We start from the raw sequence: 23,938 nt of genomic DNA, 5'->3' as shown, positions 1-23,938 counted from the left end.
CTAGGGCCGGTCAAGGCCGAGCGCCTGCCGACCGCCCTCGGCGGCCAGCAGCGCGCCGAGCGCTGTCCGGGAGGTCACGCCGAGTTTGCGGTAGATCTTCGCGAGGTGGGCGTCGACGGTGCGCGGGCTGAGGAACAGGCGGTCGGCGATCTCCCGGGTCCGGGTGCCCTCGACCGCGAGCGCGGTGATCTGCCGTTCCCGTGTGGTGAGCAGGGCCAGGCGGGGAGCGGTGTCCGGCGGGGCCTGCCCGGCCGTCCCGGACCGTGCGGCCAGGCCCCGGCGGACGGCGGCGGCCTGTCCGGCGATCGAGCCGGCGCCGGTCTCGGCGGCCAGCCGGTCGGCCTCGTCCAGCCAGGCGTCGGCTCGGTGGCGGTCTCCGACGGCGGCCGCGATCGGGGCGCCGATGGCCAGGGTCAGCGCACGCTGGACGGCGAACCCGGCTTCCTGGAACCACTCGGCCGCCGCCGCGAGGCCCTCCACGGCCCGGGTGGGCTCGCCTCGGGCGGCGGCCACCAGACCTCCGGCCCGCCGGGCGAAGCCCTGCTGGCCGCGGAGTCCGAGGCTGTTGGCCACGGTGTCCGCGAGCACTGCCCAGGTGTCGGCCTCCGCGACGTCGCCGGTGGCCAGCGCGGCGGCCGACAGCAGGGCATACCAGAGCGGACGGAAGATCACCTGGGTGAGCGGCAGCTCGGGGCCGCCCCCGGCGTCCAGCAGGACTCGGGCGCAGCGGGCGGCCTGACCGGCCGCCAGCAGCGCCTGTGCGTGGACGGCCACCGTGCTCCGGCTCCACAAGCCCGCGCCCGGGGCGGACCGGACGGCCTCCTCGGTGAGTGCCAGGGCCGCTCCGTCGGCGGGTCGGGCGTTCGAGCCCGTCGCTGCCGCACGGAGGGCCATCGCCAGGCCCCTGAGCTCACGGATGCCGAGTTGCCGGGCGACCTCCTCGGCCCCCTCGGCGGTCCGCTCGGCCTGGCGCAGCTCGCCTGTCCAGAGCTGCCGGAAGCCGATGCCGAGCAGCAGGTGCGGCACCACGTGGTCCTGGCCGTTCCGGCGGGTCAGGCGCAGACCCCGGTCGTGGTGGCGGGCCGCGTCGGCGTACTGCTCGGCGAACAGCTCGCCCCAGCCCAGCTGGCCGAGTGCCTCCGGCTGCCGGGCGAGGTCGGCGTCGGAGAGCCGGTCGGCCAGTGCGGCGCCCGCGGCCAGCTCCCGGCGGGCCTGGTCGACCCGGCCGAGACCGATGCTGCCGAGTCCGCGTACGGCGAGGGCCGCCGCCTCGGCCGGCGGGTCGCCGAGGTCGCGGGCCATCCGCACCGCCCGTTCGACGAACGGGTCGGCGTCCGCGAAGCCTCCGGTGAGCAGGGCCACCGTGCCGTACTCGGTCATCAGCGCGACCGCTTGGGGCGAGGACCAGCCCTCGATCCTGGGCAGCTCGTCGCGCAGTAGGGCCTCGGCCTCGGAGTAGTGGCCGAGCATGCGTTCCGTGCGGGCGCACAGCATCGCGGTCTCGATCCGCCGGTCCAGGGGGTCGGTCGGGACCCGGGCCAGCACCTCGTGCAGCAGGTCGCGGCTCTCCGACAGCTGCCCCGAGGTGGCCAGGGCGAGGGTGCGCGCGAGCTCCAGCCGGAGCCGGCGGTCGCGTTCGGCGGGGGCGTCGGGGATGGCCTGCAGAGCGACGCCCAGCCAGCGTGCGGCGTCGCCCGGGGCGGTCCGCAGCGCGGCCTCGGCGGCCTCCTCCAGGATCTGGACGACCTGCGGGTCGGCGTCGACGAGGCACCGTTCGGCGTGCCGGGCCCGCTCCACCGCGGGGGCGCTGCCCCGGGTCAGCCGGGCGAGCGCGCGGCGGTGTGCACCGACCCGCCAGACCGGGTCGGCGTGCTGGTAGACCAGCCTGCGCAGGACCGGGTGGCGGAACGTCAGCTGGGGCGTGCCGGGGACCGGGCGCAGGATGTCGCGCCGGGTCAGCGTGGTGGCCGCGTGGTGGGCCCGCTCCGTGGAGAGTTCGGCGACCTCCGCCAGCGCCTCGACCAGGAAGTGATCGCCGAGCACGGCGGCGGCGGCGGTGAGTAACCGGCCGTCGTCGGGCACCAGGGCGAGCTCGCCGAGCAGCACCGCCGCAGGTTGGCCGAGTGCCCGGCCGCCGGTGCCCGGCGGGCGGACGCCGACCGCTCCGCCGTCCCCCGCCAGGTCGGCGAGGGCGAGCAGGAGGAGTGGGTTGCCACCACTGTCCCGGTGCATCTCGTCCCAGCGGTGCGACCGGCCGTCGGCCTGCCCGGTGCCGCCTGCCAGGCGGGCGAGGGCGGCGGACTCGGCGGCGGACAGCGGTCCGACCTCGACCCGTTCGGCGGGGCCGCTCTGGTCGGCCCGGCCGAGGACGTCGAGCAGCCGCAACGGCGTCTGCCGGGGACGGTGGGTGACCACCAGCAGCAGTGGCCCGCGCACCCGATGGTGGATCAGATGGTCGGTGAGCTCGATCGATCCCGGGTCGGCCCAGTGGGCGTCGTCCAGGATCAGCAGGGTCGGTGCCTGCTCGGCCCACCGGCCGAGCAGCGAGCGCACCCGCTGGTGCGTCCGCGCCCGCTCGGCGCCGACGGGTGCGGGCTGATCCGACCAGAGCTCGTTCGCGGGGCCGTCGCCGAGCAGCGGCTGGAGCGAGTCGGCCAGACCGGGTGGCAGCAGCAGTCCTGCTGCCTCGGCACGGAACCGGTCGCCCAGCGCGTCCTGGTAGATCCCGAACCCGAGCCCGGTCTCGGCTTCGGTCGCCCGGCCCTCCAGGACCTGGACGCCACGCGAACGGGCGTCGGCGGACAGTTCCCGGAGCAGCCGGGTCTTGCCGATCCCCGGCTCACCGGTGATCTCCAGGATTCCCCCGAGGCCGCTCAGCAGTTGCCCGACCGCGCGTTCCAGTCGTGCGACTTCGACATCCCGGCCGACCAGCCCGGCCGGCCGCCCCGAGCGAACGTCCGGTACGTCCACAGGCCCCGCCCCGCCCCACCTTGCACCAGCGCCGGTCCAGCAGAGCTCCCCCGGCCGTCGGGACCGTGCCCGACCAGGGCTCACCTTAGGTGACTGATCATCAGTACGTATATGAGTTAGGTAGTTCTGCGGATGCCCGGCGAATCCCCTCGCCCATAGATTCGGCGACGTCGCCCCCCACCACCACAAGAACGGGGACTGCGGGCCTCGTTCATCCCTCCTCCAGGAGCAGTCTTGACGCGTATCCGCGCGGCAGCGGCGGACATGGCAGCAACTGCGTTCGCTCCCAGCACCTGCCGATGCCCCACGCCCCACGGACCCACACCTCTTGGCCACGCATCTCTCGGATGCGCCCCGCTCGGATCCGCGCCCGCCGTCACCCCGTCGGCCGTTCGGGCGGCCGCCCGGTGGCCGGCCGCGGCCGAAGCGGCAGCCTCGGGACTCCACGCCGTGCTCGCCAGCGAGAGCAGCTACTGGCGGTCGGTGCTCGACCTGGCGGGGGGCCGGCTGGATTCCCTGCTCACGATGCAGAAGCAGGTCTCCGCCGCCTTCGACGGACCGGTCACCGAGCGCGCCGTGGGCACCGAAGCGCTCTCGGCGCTGCTCCGCTCACTGGCCACCGACTGCCGGTCCGGGGTGGACTGGCTGCGGTCCGGCGGCGGACGGCCGTCCGTGCTCGCGCCGCTGCTCGGCCGAGGGCTGGACGGGTTGTCCGGCGGGGTGCGGGTGCGGGCCCTGCTGGACTCGGTGCCCGACGCGGCCCGTGCCGGGCAGTTGCTGGAGACCCACCCGAGAACGGGGGAGACCGAGGTGCGGAGCAGCCCCGGTCTCCCGCAGGAGATCCTGCTGGTCGACGATCGGATCGCCCTGGTGCCGCAGGCCTTACCGGGAGGCGAACCGGCAGTCGCGGTCCTCCGCGAACCGGCCGCCGTCCGGCTCGCCCGGCTCCTCTTCGAGGCCGCCTGGTCCACCGCGGTGCCCGCTGAGCGGTCCATGCCGCCCGTGCGGGCCGTCGGGGCCGAGGAATCCGTCGACGACTCCTCGACGGACCAGGACAACCTGGCCGACGACCCGCTGAAGCTGCGGATCCTGCAACTGCTGGCGGCCGGCGCCAAGGACGAATCGATCGCCCGCCGTACCGGCGTCTCACTGCGCACCTGTCGACGGCACATCGCCGCGATCCTCCTCGCGCTCAACGCCGAAAGCCGGTTTCAGGCCGGGGCCAACGCGTTCCGCCTCGACCTGATCGGCCCGTCTCCGCAGCTCTGACCCGCCCCGTCGGCAGGTCCGGAGGACGGCAGCCGGGTCACCACCGGCCTCGAATGACCACCCGGCCGGTGAACTCATTCCGCCCCGGCGTGAGGGGCTTCGTCAAAGGCGTGCGCAGCTTTTCGGGGGAGAGCGGGATCATCCGGCATGACGCGGTAGGCGATCACGTGGGGCGTTTCTGTTCTGAAGGGCAGGCGGCCTGTGGCGTCGTAGCCGACAAGTGCGCCCCGGGCAAAGATGTCGCCCTTGGGCCAGCGGTGCCTGTGCGGCAGTGCTCCGGGCTGTCCAGCCGGGAGATATTGGTCATGGCGTCGACATGTCGCACGGAGCGTCTGGCGGCAGAGCCATGGCCGCTCGCGGTCGCCGCGACGAAGCGGATCGCCCGCTCCAGCGCGGACTGGACGCTCGCCGAAGGCTGGGAGGAGCAGGAGAGGATCATCGCGCCGGTGTTCGTCTCCGAGGACGCGCGTGAGGGCGCCGCCGCGTTCGCGGAGAAGCGCGGCCCGGTGTGGAGCGGCCGGTAGGACGGGTGGTGACGGCCCGTCGGTTTCACCCGTGGACCGTCGTCCGGTCCGCCGGGCGGCGCCGGGCAGGGTGATGGCCCGGCCGCCGCGTCGGACGGGGCGTCACCCGGTCTTGACGTCCGGGGTGTTCGCCGGCTCTCCGCGTCAGGCGATACGCCCGATGTACGCCAGCGCCTGCCTCAGCAGAACGCCTTGGCCGCCCGGCATGTCGTCCGTGACCACAGGTGACGCGGCCTCTTCCGGACTGAACCAGACCAGGTCGAGGGCGTCCTGCCGGGGGCGGCAGTCGCCGGTCACCGGCACGATGTACGCCAGGGACACGGCGTGCTGGCGCGGGTCGTGGAACGGCGTGACGCCCAGCGTCGGGAAGTACTCGGCGACGGTGAAGGGCTGCAGGGAGGCCGGGATCCGGGGGAGCGCCACCGGGCCGAGGTCCTTCTCCAGGTGGCGCAGCAGGGCGTCGCGGACCCGCTCGTGGTGCAGCACCCGGCCGGAGACGAGGGTGCGACTGACCGTCCCGTCCGGACCGATGCGGAGCAGGAGCCCGATGTGGGTGACTTCGCCGTTGTCGGCGACGCGCACCGGTACGGCCTCGACGTACAGGATCGGCATGCGGGCGCGGGCCGATTCCAGTTCGTCGCGGGACAGCCAGCCGGGCGTGGTTTCGGTCAAGTCAGACATTGCTTGATCATACTTTCCGTACGTCCGGTGCGGGCGTGATGCTCCAGGTCAACGATGCCCCACAGAAAGGGCCATCGCGCATCATCCGGCGTCGGCCACAGGGTGTCGGCCCAGCGGGCGTCGGGGGAATCCGGTCCCGGTGGCGCGCGTCGCCCGCGCATCACCGGGCTCGGGGGAAGCCCCCCCCCGTGGTCAGTCGGCCGGCCTCGGCCGGCTCGGTGAGGCGCGACTACCAGCGCGTGCCGGCCGGCGGCGACGGCCTGTCAGGCGCCGCGCTGCGCCTCGATGGGCGCCGCGAACGCGCCTGTGAACACGCCCTGGTCGCCGGCGAGAACGGTGCCGGCGCATCGTCGCTCACCACGCCCCCGTCCTCGCTTGTCCCACCGACAGGTTCCGGCCCGCTGATCAGCCGGTTCACCGGCGGAGCCGGGGCGCGAGGACCGTGCGTACGACCTTGGCCACGTTGCTCGCGGCGGATCCGTCCTCCTCTCCGGGTTCCGGTTCCAGCACACGCTGGATCTGCAGCAGCAGCTGGTTGGTCGACCGCCAGAGCGGGACGAACATGCCGGCCACCGGCCCGACGCCCTGGATCGGGCCGTTGGACAACTCGGTGACCTTCTTGGCGGCCGTGACCGTTGCCGGGTCCCGCAGGATCAGGTGCACCTCATCGTCGACCAGCCGGATTTCCATCTTGCGCGCGGCGGCCTCCTCCGGGTTCGCGTCCGTGGTCGTCTCCGGATCCAGTTCGTCGATCTTGGCGGCGACCGCGTCCGGGTCGACCCCGAGTTCGCGCAGCACCTTGGCCGCCATGCTGTTCTCCGCCCGCAGCATCGCCTCAAGCAGGTGATGACTGCCGACCGGTGCGCCACCGGCCAGCGCGCTGGCGGCGGACACGGTGTCCTCGGTGGCAGATGTGCCGGCCGGCCATGGGCCGGCCGCGACGTCCTGCGATCCTTCCGCTGATGCCAGCACCGCGGCACGGATCTTGCTGATCGGACTGATCCGCTCGGCAAGTACCTGCGCGCCGACGCCCTCGCCTTCCCTGACCAGGGCGAGCAGGATGTGTTCCGTACCGATGCAGGTGTGGTGCAGCTGCTGCGCCTCGCGCAGGGCGAGTTCCAGCGTCTTCTTCGCGCGCGGCGCGAACGGGATATGGCCGCTCAGCTCCTGCGTGCCGGGCTTGACCACCGCGGCGATGTCGACCTGCGCCGTCTCCTTGTCGTACCCGAGCTGGTGCAGAACTTTCGCCGCCGTGCTGTCCGGCGCGTCGAGCAGCCCCAACAGGATGTGCTCCGTGCCGATGTGGTTGTGCTTGAGCAGCCTCGCCTCCTCCTGAGCCGTGACGACCACCTTGCGGGCTTCCACCGTGAACCTTTCAAATGACATGTCTCGATGGTCGCAACCATGTCAATACACTGTTATTGATATGGTCACCATGGTGAAGGGAGGGTGTGATGGAGACACCGTCGGACTGGGAGGACCGGCTCGCGCGCTGGCAGAATGAGCTGGAGCTGTTCGAGCAGCTGGACGAGACACCCTGGGTCACGCTGGCCAAGGCGGAAGCCGAGACCGGTGTTTCCCGCTCGGCCCTGCGGTCCTGGTACCGCAATGGCGAGATCCGGTCCCGGCTGGTGGACGGCCCGAACGGGCCGCAGCGCCTGGTCCAGCTGGACGCGGTGATCGAGCGCGCCGCCGCATCACCGCGCATTCAGCGCAAGGCGGAACGGGAAGTCAGCCTGGAAGCCCAGGTCACCCTGCTTCGGCACCGGGTTGACCAGCTTGAGCTGCGGCTGGCCGCGCTGGAGCGGAAGTGACCGGCGCGAGCGGCCCCGTGCCATCGGCCCGGAACGGTGCCACCGTATCGGTAAGCCGAGCTATCGGAACCTGTGCAATGCAGTCACGCGTTCGGGAGTGTCTGCGGGACGATGTGCTGGGGTCCGATGACCGAGAGGAGCTGTAGTTTTTCGTGGCTCTCGCTGCCGGGGACGGCGGTGTAGACGAGAAGGATGTGTGACTGCTCGGGGTCGAGAAGTGTCTGGCAGGTCAGTTCCAGGGCGCCGACCTCGGGGTGCGTGTAGCGTTTGACGCCGTTGTAGTGGATGCCGATTTCGTGTTCGTTCCAGACGGTGCGGAATTCTTCGCTGTGGGCGAGCAGCAGGTCCATGAGGTGAGCGGCCCTTGATTTGGGCCCGCGGAGTGTGACCATCTTGCGCAGCCCGGCGGCGACGACGCGGGAGTGCAGCGCGTGGTCGTCGGGGTGGTAGAGGGCCCGGGTCGGTGAACCACCGGAAGATGATGCTGCGGGCCGGGCCGGTGTACCGGGTGGTGTCGCCGGTGAGTGCGACGCCGAGCGGGGTCTGCCGGAGTGTCTCGCCGAGTTCGGTGACGATCTCGGCGGGGGTGTCGGTGAGCCGGTCGAAGATGCGGAGCAGGCCGGGACTGATGTGCTCGCTGATCGGGCCTCTCGCGGGTGGGTTGTGCCCGGCGAGGCGGAACAGGTGGTCGCGTTCGTTGAGGGACAGATGCAGACCCTGCGCGATCGAGGCGATCATCTGCTCGGACGGGTGCGGTCCGCGTTCCCGCTCGAGCCGGCTGTAGTAGTCGGTGGAGATGTGGCAGAGCGTGGCGACTTCTTCGCGGCGCAGGCCGGCGGTTCTGCGCCGCTGCCCACGCGGGAGACCCACGTCTTCAGGCTGAAGTGACTCCCGATGGCGGCGCAGGAACTCGGCGAGTCCAGCTCGATCGATCACGACTGCCTCCTTCCTGGTTCCAGTGCTTTTCATCGTGCCACCGGTGCCGGACGGCTGCCTCGGCCTGTTGATCCCCCCTTCGGACCGCGGCCGGCCGGGTCCGGCCAGCCTGGGATCGAGAGGCCGTGGATATCCCTGTGGCCAGGCGCAGCCTGAGACCACATCCACTCTCCGGAGAAACCAGGAGCAGCACATGGCACGCACACGACCGGACATCACCGTTGCCGACCTCTCCGGGAAACTCGCCGTCGTCACCGGTGCCAGCGACGGTGTCGGACTGGGCCTGGCGGGTCGCCTCGCCGCCGCCGGTGCCGAGGTCGTCATGCCCGTCCGCAACCCTCGCAAGGGCGAAGCGGCGATCGCCAGGATCAAGCAGCAGCACCCGGAAGCGGCCCTGTCCCTGAGGGACCTCGACCTGTCGTCGCTGGGCTCGGTCGCCGCGCTGGGAGCCACGCTGCGCGACGAGGACCGTCCGATTCACATCCTCATCAACAACGCCGGCGTGATGACTCCGCCGGACCGGCAGACCACCGTCGACGGGTTCGAGCTGCAGTTCGGCAGCAACCACCTCGGGCACTTCGCTCTCGTCGCCCACCTGCTGCCCCTGCTCCGCGCCGGCCGCGCACGCGTGACTTCACAGCTCAGCATCAGCGCGAACGAGAACGCCATCAACTGGGACGACCTGAGCTGGGACCGGTCCTACCACGGCCGCCGCGCGTACAGCCAGTCCAAGATCGCGGATCGCGCTCGGCCTGTTCGGACTCGAACTGGACCGGCGCAGCCAGGCCGGAGGCTGGGGTATCACCAGCAACCTCTCCCACCCCGGCATCGCCCCCACCAGTCTCCTGGCCGCGCGCCCCGAGGTCGGCCGGGCAAAGGACACCGTCGGCGTGCGCCTCATCCGCGTTCTGTCCCGCCGCGGCATCCTCGCCGGGACGGTCGAGACCGCGCTGCTTCCGGCCCTGTTGGCCGCCACCTCGCCGGACGCACACGGCGCCCGCCTGTACGGTCCCAGCGGTCTCGGACATCTGTCGGGCGCGCCCGCCGAACAGACCGTCTACTCCCGGCTTCGCGGCGAGGACGACGCCGAACGCATCTGGCAGATCTCCGAGAACCTCACCCACACCCCCTTCCCGGCCGACGAGGGTGCCCGCCCCAGCCTGGGATCGACGGGTCCTGGCAGTCGTCGACCTCAGTGACCGGAGCGGGCAGCACCTGGAGCCGGTCGGCTGCGCCGACGGTTCCGGCGTGTCCCATCAAGCGCAAACCAGGGGAGAAATCGGTGAGTCCCAGTGATGATGCAGGCCAAGAGCGGTCGGACGTGTCCCGGCGAACCGTTCTGGGCGCCACTGCCGTCGTTGCGGTAGCGACGCCGCTGCTCGCAAGGACCGCAAACGCCGGGCCGGCCCTCGCCGCAGAGGGCGTGGATCTCGTGACGGTACAGGTCAAGGTCAACGGCAGTTCGCAAAGGTTAGAGGTCGACCCGCGGGCCACCCTGCTCGACACGCTCCGCGAACGGCTGGAGCTCGTCGGGACGAAGAAGGGCTGCGACCGTGGTCAGTGCGGGGCGTGCACGGTGCACGTCGACGGTCGGCTGAAAGTGACCGGCGCCGCCCGGTACGCGGCCGACCACACAGCCTCGAACAAGGCCTACGCCTATGTGGTGACCAGCACGATCGCACGGGGCGTGATCCGCCGCATGGACACCACCACCGCGCGGAACGCACCCGGTGTCCTCGACGTATACAGCCCGTTCAACAAGCTGGGCCTGCGGGCGGTGCCAGACCTCGGGGACACATACGCACCCCTGGAGGACTTCCAGATCCACTACCACGGCCAGATCATCGCCATGGTCGTCGCCGAGAGCTTCGAGCAGGCACGCGACGCCGCAGGGCTGATCACCACAACCTACGACGAACAGACGGCCCGCACCTCACTGGCCGACGGGCCCCGCGAACCGTCCGTAGGGCCCACGGCGCCTGAGCCCAAGCGCACGATCCTCGCTCCCGGCGTCGCCTCGATCGACGCGGCACTGGCTGCCGGCGACATCGTCGTGCAGGCCGGCTTCCACCAGCCGGTGCACCATCACGTCGCGATGGAACCCCACGCCATCCTCGCCGAGTGGAGCGAGAACAACACCAAGCTGACCATCCACAGCGGCGCGCAGTTGCCCCACGCCCACGCCATGGCGGTAGCCGCTCGGCTCGGCACACAGCCGCCGCCCGCGGTGCAGGTGATCACCGAGTACGTCGGTGGCGGTTTCGGCGGCCGGACCCTGCCGTGGAGCGAAGCCGCCATGACCGCCGCCGCGGCCGGCAGGCTGAACCGTCCGGTCAAGCTCGCCCTGACCCGGGAACAGGTGTTCACCATCGCCGGCCACCGGGATCAGGTCGACCAGACCATCAAGCTGGGCGCCTCCCGCGACGGAGTGCTCACCGTCATCAGCCACGAGAGCGTCGCCGAGATGCCGGCCGTCGGCTGGTGGAGCTCCGTTCCTGCCGAAGGCACCTCGGCCAAGCTGTACAAGACCCCGAACCTGCACGTCGACCAGCAGCGGGTCATCCTCGACATGCCCCCGACCTCCGTGATGCGGGCACCCAGCGAAGCCCCCGGAGCGTTCGCGCTGGAAACCGCGATGGACGAACTGGCCGTTGCCGCCCGGATCGACCCGCTCGAACTGCGCTTGCGCAACTACGCCACTGTCGTGCCCGGCACGGACCGGGCGTGGTCGAGCAAGCACCTCCACGACTGCTACCGCATCGGTGCCCGACGCTTCGGCTGGTCGGCCCGCAGAGCCACGCCCCGCGCCCGGGTCGACGGGCAATGGCTGATCGGCATGGGAATGGCCACCGCCATCTATCCGGGGGACCGCCAGCACGACCCCGTCCACGTCCGTGTCCGACTGCTCGACGACGACACCGCCATCGTGTCCTCCGCAACCGCCGATCTGGGCACCGGCGCGTGGACCGTGCTGGCGATCACCGGCGCCGACGCCCTGGGCATCCCGCTGCACCGGGTGAAACCCGAAATCGGTGACACCGCGCTGCCGCCGGGCGCACCGGCCGCGCGGTCGGCCGCCACGTCCAGTACCGTCCCGGCGGTCGCGGACGCCGCGGACGCCACGAAGAAGGCCCTCATCCAGCTTGCGGTGACCAATCCCCGCTCACCGTGGCACGGTACGAACACCCGCGACCTGACCTACGAGGACGGCCGACTGCACGGCGCGGACCGCTCGATGACCTTCGGCCGCCTGCTCGCCACCGTCGGTGTCCCCGACGTCGAGGCCACCGCGGCGGCCGCACCCGGCCCGGAAGCCACCCAGTACGAATTCAGCAGCTTCGGCGCCCACTTCTGCGAGGTCAAGGTCAACCGGTTCACCGGCGAGCCCCGCGTCACCCGCTTCACCACCGTCGTGGACGTCGGCCGCGTCGTGAACGCCCAGGCCACCCGCAGCCAAATCGTCGGCGGCATCATCTTCGGCATCGGTCACGCCCTGCTCGAGGACAACCCTCTGGAACTCGACACCGGGCGACTGGCCGGCAGCAACATGGCCGACTACATGGTCCCCGTCAACGCCGACATCCCCCACATCGACGTGCACTTGGTCGGCAAGCCCGACCCCGTCATCAGCGCATTCGGCGCTCGCGGCTGCGGGGAACTCGGCACCGTCGGCTCCGCCGCCGCAGTCGGCAACGCCATCTACAACGCCACCGGAATCCGGGTACACGACCTCCCCATCACCCTCGACAAACTGCTGTAGACACTGCGCGCCGTCTGCACGGCAAACGGACCACACGGCTTGTCCGCCGCTGCCGTCTGTCGCGCACTTCCGTGCATGCTGCGCTCTGCGCTGCTGTCACGGTGGTACCCCACCGACGAGGACACGAGTTCGGGCGAGCTTTGGACGCTGTCGCGTCATACCCGCCGCTCGCTCTCCCTTCAGCGCACACCGACTGCGCTGAAGGCTGTACAGCGTCACGTGTTTCAGCTGCGCCTGCTCCAGCAGTCGGCGAACCTGCATACGAAGGCGCCGAAGAGTGCGAGTTCGGTGACGCGGCCGACGATCGTTTGCCTGATCTGGCCGATCTGCCAGATCAGCCACGGCATCGGATCGACAGATCCAGCCGCTCCCGCACCGGCCGCGATCCACGCCTGCTGGTGGTCGCCGGCCCGGAGGCGCCCGGGACAGTTTCGGGAGGTCCGCCAACGAGCTTGTGCTGCGGGACGGTTCAGTCTCGTTGCCGGACATCTCGACGCTGTCCCTCGACGCCGGGCTGGTCTTCCTCGCCTCGTGCGGATCCGCCTCCGGGTCCTTCGAGCTCGCCGACGAAGCCCACCGCGTCGCCTCGTCGTTCCAGTTCGCGGGCTTCACCCATGTGATCGCCACCCTGTGGGAGGTCGCCGACGGCGACGCCACCGAGTTCACCACGACCTTGTACGGCCTCCTGGCGGAGGACGTTCCGCCCGCCGAGGCGATGCACCGCGTGACCCGCGCCCCGCGCGAGCGCTGTCCGCTCAGCCCATGGTTGTGGGCCCCTTACGCGCACATGGGGCCTTGACCGAGCGAGGGCCGATCACCGTCCAACGGGTACCGCACCGGCGATACTCACGGGGATCCCCGGTCCAAGGATCCTTGAGCGAAACCCTCAACAGTCAGAGACCCTGATACCGCCCGGCAGGACGACCGGCGGGACCACAGGAGCGGCATGGCCACGGAATTCACCACGGACATCACCGACGCTGTCGTCGACAGCTTCGCGGGCACGGCCGACCCGAGGCTGCGTGAGCTGCTCGGCGCGCTCACCCGTCACCTGCACGCCTTCGTCCGGGAGACGCGGCCGACGACGGGGGAGTGGGAGAGCGCCATAGGCTTCCTGACGGAGACCGGGCGGATGTGCACGGACACCCGGCAGGAGTTCATCCTCCTGTCGGACGTGCTCGGCGTCTCCATGCTGGTGGAGACCCTGAACGGCGACCGCGACCCGGGCGCGACGGAGTCGACGGTCCTCGGCCCGTTCCACATGACCGAGTCGCCCGTGCGGGAACTCGGCGCGACCGTCGACCTGGTGGGCACCGGCGAGCCGTGCGTGGTCAGCGGCCGGGTGCTGTCCCGGGACGGTACCCCGCTGCCCGGCGCGGTCCTGGATGTGTGGCAGGCGGACGGCGAGGGCTTCTACGACGTCCAGCGGCCGGACGTCCAGCCGCCCGGCAACGGACGCGGGCTCTTCACGACGGACGCCGAGGGCCGCTTCCGCTTCCGTACCTGTGTTCCGAGCCCGTACCCGATCCCCACCGACGGCCCGGTCGGCACCCTGCTCGGGGCCACCGGCCGCCACCCCTGGCGCCCCGCCCACATCCATTTCATCGCCTCGGCCGAGGGCCACGCCCCCGTCACCACGCACATCTTCGTGGCGGGCAGCCCCTATCTGGACTCCGACGCCGTCTTCGCGGTCAAGCAGAGCCTCGTCCAGGACTTCGCCGAGACCGACGATCCTTCGCTGGCAAGGGAGTTCGGCGTCGCGAACCCCTTCCGGCACGCCCACTTCGAACTCGTACTGGAGCCGGTATGACCACCCCGCTGGACTTCTCCTACGAGACCCGGCCGGCCCGGGTCGTCTTCCGGCCCGGTGCCTCGGTGACCGCGACACCGGGGGAGGCCGCGCGGCTCGGACTGCACCGGGTGCTCGTGGTGTGCGGCAGCCGGGGCGCGGAGGCCGCACGGTCGGTGGCGGACGCGCTCGGCGACAGCTGCGTGGGGGTGCACACCGGCGCCCGGATGCACGTACCCGTGGAGGTCGCCGACGAGGCGGCCGAGGTGGCGCGCGCGGCGGGCGCCGACGGCTGTGTCGCCGTCGGCGGCGGCTCCGCGATCGGCCTCGGCAAGGCCATCGCGCTGCGCACCGGCCTCCCGCTGATCGCCGTGCCCTCCACCTACTCCGGCTCCGAGATGACGTCGGTGTGGGGCCTGACCGAGCACGGGGTCAAGCGCACCGGTCGCGACTCCTCCGTACAGCCCCGCTGTGTCGTCTACGACCCCGAGCTCACCCTCGGCCTCCCGGTCCCGCTCTCGGTGACCAGCGGCGTCAACGCCCTCGCGCACGCGGTCGAGGCGCTGTACGCCCCCGACGCCTCCCCGATCGTCTCCCTGATGGCCGAGGAGGGCGTACGGGCGATGACTGGCGCCCTTCCCGCGGTGGCGGCGGCCCCCGGCGATCCGGAGGCGCGCGGCCGGGCCCTCTACGCCGCCTGGCTCTGCGGGACCTGCCTCGGTGCGACCACCATGGGCCTGCACCACAAGCTGTGCCATGTCCTCGGCGGCACCTTCGGACTGCCGCACGCCGAGACCCACACCGTGGTCCTCCCGTACGCCCTCGCCTACAACGCGGCCGCCGCGCCGCAGGCGATCGCCGTCCTGTCGCGGGCCATGGACACCGACGACGTCCCCCGCGCCCTGCGGGAGCTCGCGGGAGGTCTCGGCGCTCCCCGTACCCTCGCCGAACTCGGCCTGAAGGAAGCCGACTTGGCCCGTGCGGCGACGCAGGTCGCCGCGGAGTCCTACCCCAACCCCCGCGAGGTCACCGCGAACGGCGTCCTGGGGCTGCTGACGGCCGCGTACGAAGGATGGGAGCCGCGGAGCGAGGACGCGTAGGGCCTGTCCGACGATTTCCGCCGGGTCCCGTCGACCCGGCCCCGTCCGGGCGCCGTTCGCGAAGCGGCACGCCTGCCCCGGCCGTTGGTCCGCCGCGCGGGACGCGGAAGATCGCCGGCGACCCACGAGGCACCCCTCGGCCCCTGCTCCCGGTGGCAACTGGACTGCATAGAAGGAGAGTTGGGGTCAAAAGGGATCCGGCGGCCCCCAACGGGCCGCCTCACCCTCCCCATTGGTAGATCCTTCATCGCTCTGACACCCGCGACCTCTGGTGTTTTCCGCGCCCGCCCGGAAGGCTGATCTGGGCATGCCAAGACGACCGCCTGGTCTGCCCCGCCCCCACGCCGCGGTCGATCTGGAGGAAGCAGTGACAAGAAGCTCGCGGACCCGCAAGGTCTCGCTCGTCCTCGGCAGCGCCGTCGCGCTGGTCGTCGCCTTTCCGGGCAGCGCCCTCGCCGACCCGCCCACCGCCTTGCCCGGGAACGCGGACGGACTGGAGTCGACGTTCCAGCCGGCCTTCGACTACGACACCGACGGCTGCTACCCGACGCCCGCCATCGGCCCCGACGGCACCGTCAATCCCGGCCTGAACCCCTCCGGGGCCCTGAACGGCCACTGTCACGACTCCTGGGACCTCGACAACACCAACGGGTACTCCCGCGAGAAGTGCAACAACGGCTGGTGCGCCATCATCTACGGCCTCTACATGGAGAAGGACCAGGCCGTCGTCGGCAGCGGCCTCGGCGGGCACCGCAACGACTGGGAGCACGTCGTGGTGTGGGTCCAGGACAACGAGGCCAAGTACGTGTCCACGTCGGCCCACGGCAACTTCAACATCTACACGCGGGACCAGATCCGCTGGGACGGGACGCACCCCAAGGTCGTCTACCACAAGGACGGCATCGGCACGCACTGCTTCCGGCCCGCGAACACCAACGACGAGCCGCCGGAGAACAGTTACCACACCTGGCAGTTCCCGACGCTGGTCGGCTGGAACGGCTACCCCGCCGGACTGCGTGACAAGTTGAGCGCGTACGACTTCGGCAGCGCCGTGTTCGGCCTCAAGGACGGCAACTTCAACTCCCACCTGACGAAGGCCAAGCCGGCCGGCATCGCGTTCGACCCCAACGCCTGACCGGTGGTCCGGTGGTGGGTGAAGCGCGCCCGGCGTCACCCACCACCGGCCGATGCCGTTACGGCCCGTACGAGTTGAGAAGCCGCTCCTGGTGACGCGGCGGCCTCCCCGCGTGCCACGGCAGGACCTCACCGAACCGCACCAGTTCGCCGTACTGCGCCGGATCGGCCTTCTCGCGCAGCAGCAGATCGAGGATCGCGACGGCGGCCTGCGCCGGGGTCTGCGCCTGGCTGAAGTCCGTGAACCACGGGCGCGACAACGGTGTGTCCACGAGTCCCGGGCAGACCGCCGCGACCAGGGTGCCGAGGGCCAGGTCGGCGTCCCGGCGCCCGGCCGCGACCGCCCGCACGGCGGCGACCTGGGCCACCTTGGACGGCACGTTGATCCACTGGGGCCAGCCGAGTTCCCGCTCGGTGCCCGCGTGCACGGCGGCCCGCCAGGACTCGACCGCCGCCTCCACCTCGTCGAGCGACGCGCCGTCGAAGAGCGGATGCAGCCGGGCGTCGAGATGGCCCAGCGTGCCCAGCGAACTGGCCACGACGATCAGCCGCCCACCGGGGCGCAGTACGGGGCCGAAGGAGCGCAGCACCGCGTGCGCGCCCCCGTTGGCGACATCGATGAAGGCGTCGGCCTGCTCGGACTGCGACCGCTCAGGCGTCAGCATGGCGCTCGCGTTGGACACCACGATGTCCACCCCGCCGTGGCGCGTACCGAGTTCGGCCGCCAGCTCCCCAACAGCCCGCGCGTCGGTGACGTCGAGGACGCGGCCCTCGACCCGGCTCACGGTGGCCGCGGACGCGTTGACCCGCGCGGCGGCGTCGGCGACCCGGTGGGCGTCGCGCCCGGTGAGCAGGACCAGGTCACCGCGGCCCATCCGGGCGGCGAGCCCTTCGGCGAGCGCGAAGCCGAGCCCCTGATTGGCTCCGGTGACAAGAGCGATGCGTGAGTTGGTCATGCCCACCACGCTAGGAACACCTCGGCCATGCGTCCAACGAAACCTGCTCAGGTCTGGTATGCGTAATCGTCATGGACTTCACCGACGTCTCACTGGTCGCCCTGCGGGTCTTCCGTGAGGTGGCCGAGCGGGGCACGCTCACCGCGGCGGCCGGGGCGCTCGGCTACACCCAGTCCGCCGTGTCCCGGCAGATCGCCTCGCTCGAACGGGCCGCACGGGCACCGCTGTTGGAGCGGCGCAGGGACGGCGTGCGGCTGACCGCGGCCGGACACGTCGTACTGCGCCGGGCCGTGACGGTTCTCGACGAGATCGACGCGACGGCACGGGAACTCGCCGGGCTGCCCGCCGAGGCCGGGACCGTCCGCCTCGGCTGGTTCGCCAGCGCGGGCGCCGTCCTGCTGCCCCGCGCCGTCGCCGCACTGCGCCGCAGCCACCCGTCGATCACCGTCAGCACCCGCGAGGGCAGTACCCCCGCGCTGGTCCGCGCGCTGCGGGCCGGCACCCTGGACCTGGCCCTGCTCGCCTCGGCGCCGCCGTTCCGGCCCTTGGACGGCGAGTCGCCCCCGCTGACCGTGCGGACGCTCGCCGAACGCAGTCTGCGGCTCGCGGTGCCGGTGACCCATCCGCTCGCCGCCGCTGACTCCGTCGACGTCGCCGACCTGCGGGGACAGCGCTGGATCGCCGGTTCGTCCGTCGGCGACGAGCGGCTGATGGGCGTCTGGCCGGGACTGGACGAGCGTCCTGTGATCGCCCACACCGCCCGTGACTGGCTGGCCAAACTGCATCTGGTGGCCGCGGGCTGCGGTCTGACCACCGTTCCCGCCTCGCTGGCCCCCGCCGCGCCGGCCGGCGTACGGATCCTGTCGGTGAAGGGCGGTCCCGAGGAGCGGCGCCGGCTCGTCCTCGCCCGCCTTCCGCACCCCTTGCCGGAACCGGCCGCCCGGCTGGCCGACGCACTCCGGTCGGCCGCGGCCGACTTGGACGAACCAGCCTGACGGCGCCCCCTTCCCGCCTCGTACGGCGAACCCTTCCGCCCGTACGGCGAGCCCGCCCGCGTACGGCGACCCCGCCTGCGCTGGGACGATGACAATGCGTGCGCGGTCATCCACCGACGTGCGGTAGGGTTCGGATGCGTGAACACGCGGGGCACCGCGAGTGAGACGCATCGGGACGTGGCGCAGCTTGGTAGCGCACTTGACTGGGGGTCAAGGGGTCGCAGGTTCAAATCCTGTCGTCCCGACTGGAGACAGTCGCAGGTCGGGGCCGGTTTCGGAGTTATCCGAAACCGGCCCTTGATCATTTTTGGGGACCGGTTGGGGACCGGCGTGCTTGACCGAGGTCAGCGGGTCAGGACGATCGGGCTCGGCAGCGAGCGCGGTGCGCGCAGCACGCTGAGGTGTACGGAGAGCGCTGGTCCGGCGGCCGTGATCTTGTGCATGTCCGGGTGCAGGTGGCGGTGGTCAGTGGCCCGTGGCCGGCGATCCTGCGGAGGACGTGTACTTGGACTCCGGCGTCGGCGAACCAGGTCGGTCCGGTGTGCCGGAGGTCATGGCGGCGCAGGTGCTCGTAGCCGAGCTCGGCGACCACGTCGTCCCAGTGTGTGGCGTCGCGCAGGACGGCGGTGGAGATGCGTCCGCCGCGTGGGCCGGTGAACAGGCGGGCGTCGGAATTGGGGCCGGCGGACAGGATGCGCTGGGCGACGAGGGGGCGGATCTCCTCGACGATGGGGACTTTGCGGGCCCGCTTGCCCTTGGAGCCCTTGTCGGTCAGCCCGCCGGGCGCGGGTGTGGTCTGACGCCGCACGGTCCGGATCCACTGGGTGGTGTCGATGTCTCCGACGCGGCAGCCTGAGACCTCGCCGATCCGTGCGGCGGTGCACGCGGCGAAGATGACCACGTCGCCCCAGCCGCGGTACCGGTCGTGGGAACAGCGGGTCCACGCCGGGCTCCGGGCGCGTGATGACCGACCCTCCCGCCTGTCCGCCCACGGCTTTCGGAGCCGTGCACGGGTCAGTCCCGGCGGGCCACCAGGCGGTAGGCGTTGGACACGCCGAGCCGGTGCGCGAGCGGGCGGACCGCGAACCGGTCCAGCAGCGTGGCCAGGACCAGGGCCGGGATCCCCGCGACCAGCAGGGCCGTACGCCCGGCCCGCCGCAGCGCGCCCGGCGGCCTCGGCAGCCAGGGCGCGTCCTCGCGCGGAGCGGCGTGGTCCAGCGCCAGCCAGACGGCCGCGAGCAGGTCCACCGGATCGTGCGCCTCGGCATGCTGCTGCGCCACCACCGTGAACCCCAGCTCCGCCAGTCGGTGGCGCAGATTGGCGACCGGCACGAAGTGCAGGTGCTGCGGCTGGAGCCAGGGCAGCCACCAGCGGCCCAACAGCCGGGCGTAGCGGCTCTCGGGGTCCGGGACCTCGATGAGCAGATGGCCGCCGGGCCGCACCGCCTGCCACGCGGCCCTCAGCTCACGGTCGGGGTCGGTGCTGTGCTCCAGGTAGTGGAACATGCTCACCACGTCGTAGCGGGCGGCGAGTTCCGGTGCCAGGTCGGGGAAGGCGCCGCGGTAGCCGTGCTCCACCCGGCCCTCGCGGGCGGCGAGTTCGACGCCGTCCGTGAAGTCGAGACCGTCGAACGCCGTGCCGGGCAGCACCTCGCGGGCGGTCGCGCAGAAGTGGCCGTGCCCGGTGCCGACGTCGAGCCAGGTCTTCGGGACGGAGTCGTACGGCAGCATCGACTCGGCACGGTCGCGGTACATCCCGGCGCGGCCGCCGAAGGTGTCGCCGAGTCTCTTCTCGCCGAGCCCGTCGTAGAAGTCGCGGTAGTAGAACTCCAGCCCGGCCTCGCTCAGCCGGGGGTTCTGGAAGACGTGCCCGCAGGCGTCGCACCGGTCGAGGACGAACCGGCCCGGCTTGTGCTGGAGCAGGTCGGTCGTGCGCAGACGGGTGGTCAGCCGACCGGAGCCGCACCAGGGGCAGGTGGTGCGCGGCGGCTCGAAGAAGCGGCCCGCGCCCTCGGCCAGATCGGCCAGGTAGCCGGGGCGCAGCCCGGCCACCCGCTCGGCACGGCTGGGCTCCCTGACCGGTTCCTCGACGTCCTGCCCGGCCGGCTGCTCGGGGGGTTCCCTGGGGTCCTGTCCCGCCGGTTCGCCAGCGTCCTGCCAGGGCGGCTGCTCGGCGGCTTGCCCGGTCGGTCGATCCGTCTGCTCACTCATCGGTACTCCCAGGCGAGTTGTTCGAGGCTGTCAGCCGCCGCCGTTGCACCGCCGGCGGCGCGGAACGCCGTACCGATCCGCTCGGCGGCCGCGCGGTGCCCGGGTTCGTGCAGCACGGCGTCGAGCGCGGCGCCCAGCTTGGCGGCGGTCACCCGGCCGAACCTGACCCGGACGCCCGCCCCCGCGTCCACCACCTGCCCGGCCACCACCGGCTGGTCGTCGCGGATGGGCGCCACCACGAGCGGAACCCCGTGCCACAGCGCCTCGCACACGGTGTTGTGACCGGCATGGCAGACCACGGCGTCGACCCTTTCGAGGAGGGCGAGTTGGGGTACAGCGGGCAGGACCAGCAGGTCCTTGTCGTGGTCGGGCGAGGGCTGAGCGCCGTACGGAGCCCTGGTGCCGTACGGAGCACCGGTGCCGTCCGGGGACGGGATGTCGCCCCGTGACGAGACGGCGTCCGCGCCCAGGGTGTTCCCCGGGTCGACGACAACCCCCTGCACCCGGTCGGCCCGTGCGCGCAGGGCTTCCCGGCAGACGGCGAGGAAGCGCCCGCCGGCGTCCGCGTTCGCGGTGCCGAGGGTCACCAGCACCGTGGCCCGACCGGGGTCGAGCCAGTCCCAGGGGAAGCCGGCCGCGGCCGGTCTGGCCGTGATCGAGGGGCCGACCCAGCGGATCGGGCCGCCCCGCGCGGCGGCCGGCGGACCGGCCAGCTCCACCGTGCTGAACGCCAGCACCAGATGCGGCGAGAACCGCGGATCGGTGTCGCCCGCCGGATCCCCGACGGACCCGCGCAGGCCCGCCAGGCGCTCCGCCAGCCACTCCGCGACCCTCGGCAGCCCGGCCAGCGGGTCGGCGAACTCGGCCGAGGTGGTCGCCGAGGTGGCCCACGGCAGCCCCGCCCGCTCGGCGACCAGTCCACCCGAGAACGCCTGCTGGTCGGCGACGACCACGTCCGGACGGAACGTCCCGACCGCCGCCCGCACCCCCGGCGCCATGGCCTCGGCCAGCGGCAGCAGATACCACTCCCACAGGAACTTCAGCGCCTCCGGCCCCCGCAGGCCGGGAGGCCGCCGCGCCTCGCCCACCCCCGGTACCGGCCCGGCGCACGGAAACACCGGGGCCCGGTCACCCGCGAGGCGTCCCACGAGACCGGGGTCGGCGCAGGCCCACGCCACCCGGTGCCCGCGCGCGAGCAGCAGGTCGGCGACCCCGACGGCCGGGTTGATGTGCCCGACCAATGGCGGTACCACGAACAGGAATCCGCTCACCGGGCCTCGGCCCCCACGCTCCGGGCCGCCGAAGTCCCCTGGATCAGCGCCAGGATGTGACCGCCCACGGTCCCGGCCGCCTCCACCAGAACCGAGTGCTCGTGTCCCGGTATCACCACCGTCCGGCAGTCCGGCAGCAACGACCCCAACCAGGGCGCGAGTTCGGCGAGGTCGGAGTCACCCCCGTACACGCCGAGCACGGGACGGCGCATCGCGGCGATCTGATCGTTCGTCAGGACGCCGCTGGCCGGGATGTCCTGTCCGAGAGTGGTGTCCCGGGCGAGCCGGGCCGCGCCCCGGGCCAGCCGGGCCGTGTTGTGGCCACGGTTCGCCGTGATCCACGCGAGGGCTTCGGGCTCGTTGTGCGCCAGTTGGGCCACCACCCGGTCGAGGATGCCGCCGAGCTTCGACGCCCAGGCGGCGGTGGCCGGTTCGGACTCGATCAGGGACACGCTGGCCACACGCTCCGGGTGGCGGGCCGCGAAGCCGAAGGCGATCGTCCCGCCGTAGGAGTTGCCGACCAGGTGCACCGGTCCGGTCACCGCCAGCCGGTCCAGCAGCGCCCGGAGGTCGTCGATGTTGTGGTCCAGAGTGTAGCCGTCGGACGGGCGTTCGCTGCGGCCGTGGCCCCGCAGGTCGTACATGACGACGTCGAGGCCGGCCGCCGCGAAGGCGGGCGCCACGGTGAAGTAGTAGCTGGCCAGGCTGTCGGTGAGCAGACCGTGGACCAGTACCGCGGTCGCGGTGGCCGCCCGGCCGTCCCGGGGGCCGATCCGCTGTACGTGCAACCGGAGTCCACCGGTGTCGACCATCGCCATGCGTCAGCTCGCCTCCGCCGCCTTCAGGCTGGTCACGACGTAGGCGACGAGCTGCCCCACGGTGAGCCCGATGATCTCGTCGAACTCCATCCCGGCCAGGAACTCGGCGAAGTTGACCCGTCCGCCGTACCGCTCCTCCAGCAGCCCCGACAGCGTCACCAGGTCGATGCTCTCCAGCTCCAGATCGCGGTTGAACGTGGTCGCCATGCCGATCTCGACGTCGTCGAGGCCGTACTCGTCCTCCAGGAGCCGGGCGAGCAGTCCGGCGATGTCGGCGAGGACCAGGTCCGCGTCGGCGGGGCGGGGGGTGGCGTCCGCGGGGTGGGGGGTGGCTTTCATCAGAGTCCTTTCGTGGATACCCCCGGCTTCAGCCGGGGGAGGAAACGAGACCCCTGCGGAGCAGGGCAGTAGGCCGGGATTCGCCGCCAGGACGGATCCCTGTGCCCTGACCGGCAGGTTTGATGCCTCACCACCAGTGGCGCTAGCTTGTGGGTCGTGGCTACTCGTGTGAAGCGGGCGTTCAAGTACCGCTTCCGTCCCACCGATGCGCAGGCAGCCGAGCTGTCGCGCACGTTCGGAAGCGTGCGCAAGGTCTACAACCTGGCACTCGCGGCCCGTACGGAGGCGTGGGCGCGGCAGGAGCGGGTGAACTACAACCAGACCTCGGCGATGCTGACGGTCTGGAAGAAGACCGAGGAACTGGCCTACCTGAACGAGGTGTCGTCGGTTCCGTTGCAGCAGGCGCTGCGGCACCTGCAGGTGGCGTTCGCCAACTTCTTCGGCAAGCGGGCGAAGTATCCGAGGTTCAAGTCCCGGAAGAAGTCGCGCAAGTCCGCCGAGTACACCACCAGTGCGTTCCGTTTCCGGGACGGCCGGCTGACGCTCGCGAAGATGCGCGAGCCCCTGGCGATCGTGTGGTCCCGGCCCCTTCCGGAGGGCGTGAGCCCGTCGACGGTGACCGTCTCCCAGGATCCGGCTGGGCGCTGGTTCGTCTCGATGCTGTGCGACGACCTGTCCGTGCAGCCCCTGTCCGCCATGGACACGGCCGTCGGTATCGACGTCGGCCTGAACCACCTGCTGACCTTGTCGACCGGCGAGAAGATCAGCAATCCGAGGCACGAGCGCCGCGACCGCGTGGCCCTCGCCAAGGCACAGCGCCGACTGGCGAAGAAGGAGAAAGGCTCGGCGAACCGGGCCAAGGCCCGCCGCAAGGTCGCCAGGATCCATGCCCGGATCGCCGACCGTCGCCGTGACACCTTGCACAAGCTGACCACTCGTCTCGTGCGTGAGAACCAAACGCTCGTGATCGAGGACCTGAGTGTCCGCAACCTGGTCAGGAACCGGAGCCTGGCCCGAGCCGTCTCGGACGCGGCATGGGCGGACTTCCGGAGCCTGCTGGAGTACAAAGCCCAGTGGTACGGACGTGAGGTGATCGCCGTCGACCGGTGGTTCCCCTCCTCCAAGCTGTGCTCCGCCTGCGGCGCCCTCCGGGAGCGGATGCCGTTGCATGTCCGTACCTGGACGTGTGACTGCGGTGCGAGCCATGACCGGGACGTGAACGCGGCGAAGAACCTGCTGGCCGCCGGACTGGCGGTGACAGCCTGTGGAGCCGGTGTAAGACCTCAACGGAGCACTCCGGGCGGGCAGTCGGCGACGAAGCAGGAAACCCCACGGCGCGAGCCGTAGGAATCCCCCTCCTTCAGGAGGGGG

Annotated in this window: 19 protein-coding genes, 1 tRNA gene and 3 pseudogenes; 12 read left to right on the top strand and 11 right to left on the bottom strand. The window is 71.7% G+C overall.

Translation table 11 applies throughout. The features are described 5' to 3' along the window. Positions 1-2,970: a helix-turn-helix transcriptional regulator gene (locus tag N4G66_RS23660; protein ID WP_261706176.1), complete on the bottom strand. Its 2,970-nt coding sequence runs from the start codon at positions 2,968-2,970 to the stop codon at positions 1-3. Between the two features lie 450 nt (positions 2,971-3,420). Between N4G66_RS23660 and N4G66_RS23655 the strand changes: the two genes are divergently transcribed. Beyond that, on the top strand, positions 3,421-4,239 hold the full coding sequence (locus tag N4G66_RS23655; RefSeq protein ID WP_261706175.1) for a helix-turn-helix transcriptional regulator: 819 nt from the start codon (positions 3,421-3,423) through the stop codon (positions 4,237-4,239). Between the two features lie 305 nt (positions 4,240-4,544). Further along, on the top strand, positions 4,545-4,763 hold the full coding sequence (locus tag N4G66_RS23650) for a hypothetical protein (RefSeq protein WP_261706174.1): 219 nt from the start codon (positions 4,545-4,547) through the stop codon (positions 4,761-4,763). 144 nt (positions 4,764-4,907) lie between these two features. On the opposite strand, the gene N4G66_RS23645 is transcribed toward N4G66_RS23650, so the two are convergent. Both N4G66_RS23645 and N4G66_RS23640 read right to left on the bottom strand, forming a co-directional pair. After that, positions 4,908-5,444 carry an NUDIX hydrolase family protein gene (locus N4G66_RS23645; protein WP_261706173.1) on the bottom strand — a complete coding sequence of 179 codons (537 nt, stop codon included), beginning with the start codon at positions 5,442-5,444 and terminating at the stop codon, positions 4,908-4,910. A 414-nt stretch (positions 5,445-5,858) separates the two neighbouring features. Then, positions 5,859-6,830 carry a Clp protease N-terminal domain-containing protein gene (locus N4G66_RS23640; RefSeq protein WP_261706172.1) on the bottom strand — a complete coding sequence of 324 codons (972 nt, stop codon included), beginning with the start codon at positions 6,828-6,830 and terminating at the stop codon, positions 5,859-5,861. Between the two features lie 68 nt (positions 6,831-6,898). Between N4G66_RS23640 and N4G66_RS23635 the strand changes: the two genes are divergently transcribed. Next, on the top strand, positions 6,899-7,258 hold the full coding sequence (locus N4G66_RS23635) for an excisionase (protein ID WP_261706171.1): 360 nt from the start codon (positions 6,899-6,901) through the stop codon (positions 7,256-7,258). An 83-nt stretch (positions 7,259-7,341) separates the two neighbouring features. Here N4G66_RS23635 and N4G66_RS23630 read toward each other — a convergent pair. Continuing rightward, positions 7,342-8,227, bottom strand: a pseudogene (locus N4G66_RS23630) (helix-turn-helix transcriptional regulator). Between the two features lie 160 nt (positions 8,228-8,387). Between N4G66_RS23630 and N4G66_RS23625 the strand changes: the two are divergent. Both N4G66_RS23625 and N4G66_RS23620 read left to right on the top strand, forming a co-directional pair. Continuing rightward, a pseudogene (locus tag N4G66_RS23625) lies at positions 8,388-9,393 on the top strand (SDR family oxidoreductase). 233 nt (positions 9,394-9,626) lie between these two features. Further along, entirely contained in the window at positions 9,627-11,954 is a 2,328-nt protein-coding gene (locus N4G66_RS23620; RefSeq protein WP_261706170.1) for a molybdopterin-dependent oxidoreductase, read from the top strand. Between the two features lie 224 nt (positions 11,955-12,178). Here N4G66_RS23620 and N4G66_RS23615 read toward each other — a convergent pair whose 3' ends face one another. Then, positions 12,179-12,301: a hypothetical protein gene (locus N4G66_RS23615; protein WP_261706169.1), complete on the bottom strand. Its 123-nt coding sequence runs from the start codon at positions 12,299-12,301 to the stop codon at positions 12,179-12,181. Between the two features lie 107 nt (positions 12,302-12,408). Between N4G66_RS23615 and N4G66_RS23610 the strand changes: the two genes are divergently transcribed. From N4G66_RS23610 to N4G66_RS23595, 4 genes are all read left to right on the top strand, one after another. Next, positions 12,409-12,753 carry a CHAT domain-containing protein gene (locus N4G66_RS23610; RefSeq protein ID WP_261706168.1) on the top strand — a complete coding sequence of 115 codons (345 nt, stop codon included), beginning with the start codon at positions 12,409-12,411 and terminating at the stop codon, positions 12,751-12,753. A gap of 147 nt (positions 12,754-12,900) precedes the next feature. Beyond that, the gene (locus N4G66_RS23605) at positions 12,901-13,764 is read left to right on the top strand and encodes an intradiol ring-cleavage dioxygenase (protein ID WP_261706167.1); all 864 of its coding nucleotides are present in this window, start codon (positions 12,901-12,903) and stop codon (positions 13,762-13,764) included. Further along, positions 13,761-14,843: a maleylacetate reductase gene (locus tag N4G66_RS23600; RefSeq protein WP_261706166.1), complete on the top strand. Its 1,083-nt coding sequence runs from the start codon at positions 13,761-13,763 to the stop codon at positions 14,841-14,843. The genes N4G66_RS23605 and N4G66_RS23600 overlap by 4 nt, the downstream gene beginning before the upstream one ends. A 367-nt stretch (positions 14,844-15,210) precedes the next feature. Then, the gene (locus N4G66_RS23595) at positions 15,211-15,978 is read left to right on the top strand and encodes an NPP1 family protein (RefSeq protein WP_261706165.1); all 768 of its coding nucleotides are present in this window, start codon (positions 15,211-15,213) and stop codon (positions 15,976-15,978) included. A 58-nt stretch (positions 15,979-16,036) separates the two neighbouring features. On the opposite strand, the gene N4G66_RS23590 is transcribed toward N4G66_RS23595, so the two are convergent. Continuing rightward, positions 16,037-16,933, bottom strand: coding sequence for an SDR family NAD(P)-dependent oxidoreductase (locus N4G66_RS23590; protein ID WP_261706164.1), 897 nt, complete (start codon positions 16,931-16,933; stop codon positions 16,037-16,039). Positions 16,934-17,004: 71 nt separating this feature from the next. Here N4G66_RS23590 and N4G66_RS23585 point away from each other — a divergent pair, with 71 nt between their 5' ends. Together N4G66_RS23585 and N4G66_RS23580 are read left to right on the top strand one after the other, a co-directional pair. Next, positions 17,005-17,928, top strand: coding sequence for a LysR family transcriptional regulator (locus N4G66_RS23585; protein WP_261706163.1), 924 nt, complete (start codon positions 17,005-17,007; stop codon positions 17,926-17,928). Between the two features lie 171 nt (positions 17,929-18,099). Then, positions 18,100-18,173, top strand: a tRNA-Pro gene (locus tag N4G66_RS23580). Between the two features lie 99 nt (positions 18,174-18,272). Here N4G66_RS23580 and N4G66_RS23575 read toward each other — a convergent pair. From N4G66_RS23575 to N4G66_RS23555, 5 genes and pseudogenes are all read right to left on the bottom strand, one after another. Further along, positions 18,273-18,865 (bottom strand): annotated as a pseudogene (locus N4G66_RS23575) (tyrosine-type recombinase/integrase); the annotation flags it as partial. A gap of 77 nt (positions 18,866-18,942) precedes the next feature. After that, on the bottom strand, positions 18,943-20,139 hold the full coding sequence (locus N4G66_RS23570; RefSeq protein WP_261706161.1) for a class I SAM-dependent methyltransferase: 1,197 nt from the start codon (positions 20,137-20,139) through the stop codon (positions 18,943-18,945). Further along, positions 20,136-21,410, bottom strand: coding sequence for a glycosyltransferase (locus N4G66_RS23565; protein WP_261706160.1), 1,275 nt, complete (start codon positions 21,408-21,410; stop codon positions 20,136-20,138). The genes N4G66_RS23570 and N4G66_RS23565 overlap by 4 nt, the downstream gene beginning before the upstream one ends. Continuing rightward, the gene (locus N4G66_RS23560; protein ID WP_261706159.1) at positions 21,407-22,228 is read right to left on the bottom strand and encodes an alpha/beta fold hydrolase; all 822 of its coding nucleotides are present in this window, start codon (positions 22,226-22,228) and stop codon (positions 21,407-21,409) included. The genes N4G66_RS23565 and N4G66_RS23560 overlap by 4 nt, the downstream gene beginning before the upstream one ends. Positions 22,229-22,231: 3 nt before the next feature. Then, on the bottom strand, positions 22,232-22,567 hold the full coding sequence (locus N4G66_RS23555; RefSeq protein ID WP_261706158.1) for an acyl carrier protein: 336 nt from the start codon (positions 22,565-22,567) through the stop codon (positions 22,232-22,234). 156 nt (positions 22,568-22,723) lie between these two features. Here N4G66_RS23555 and N4G66_RS23550 point away from each other — a divergent pair, with 156 nt between their 5' ends. Continuing rightward, positions 22,724-23,914 (top strand): RNA-guided endonuclease InsQ/TnpB family protein, encoded by a 1,191-nt coding sequence (locus N4G66_RS23550; RefSeq protein WP_261706157.1) that lies wholly within the window; start codon positions 22,724-22,726, stop codon positions 23,912-23,914. Positions 23,915-23,938 lie beyond the last annotated feature (24 nt).

Origin of the sequence: Streptomyces rhizosphaerihabitans (assembly GCF_025399795.1) — a bacterium.
GTDB lineage: Bacteria > Actinomycetota > Actinomycetes > Streptomycetales > Streptomycetaceae > Streptomyces > Streptomyces rhizosphaerihabitans.
The sequence above is the reverse complement of the archived record's forward strand: the minus strand, read 5'-3'. Positions and strand labels throughout refer to the sequence as shown.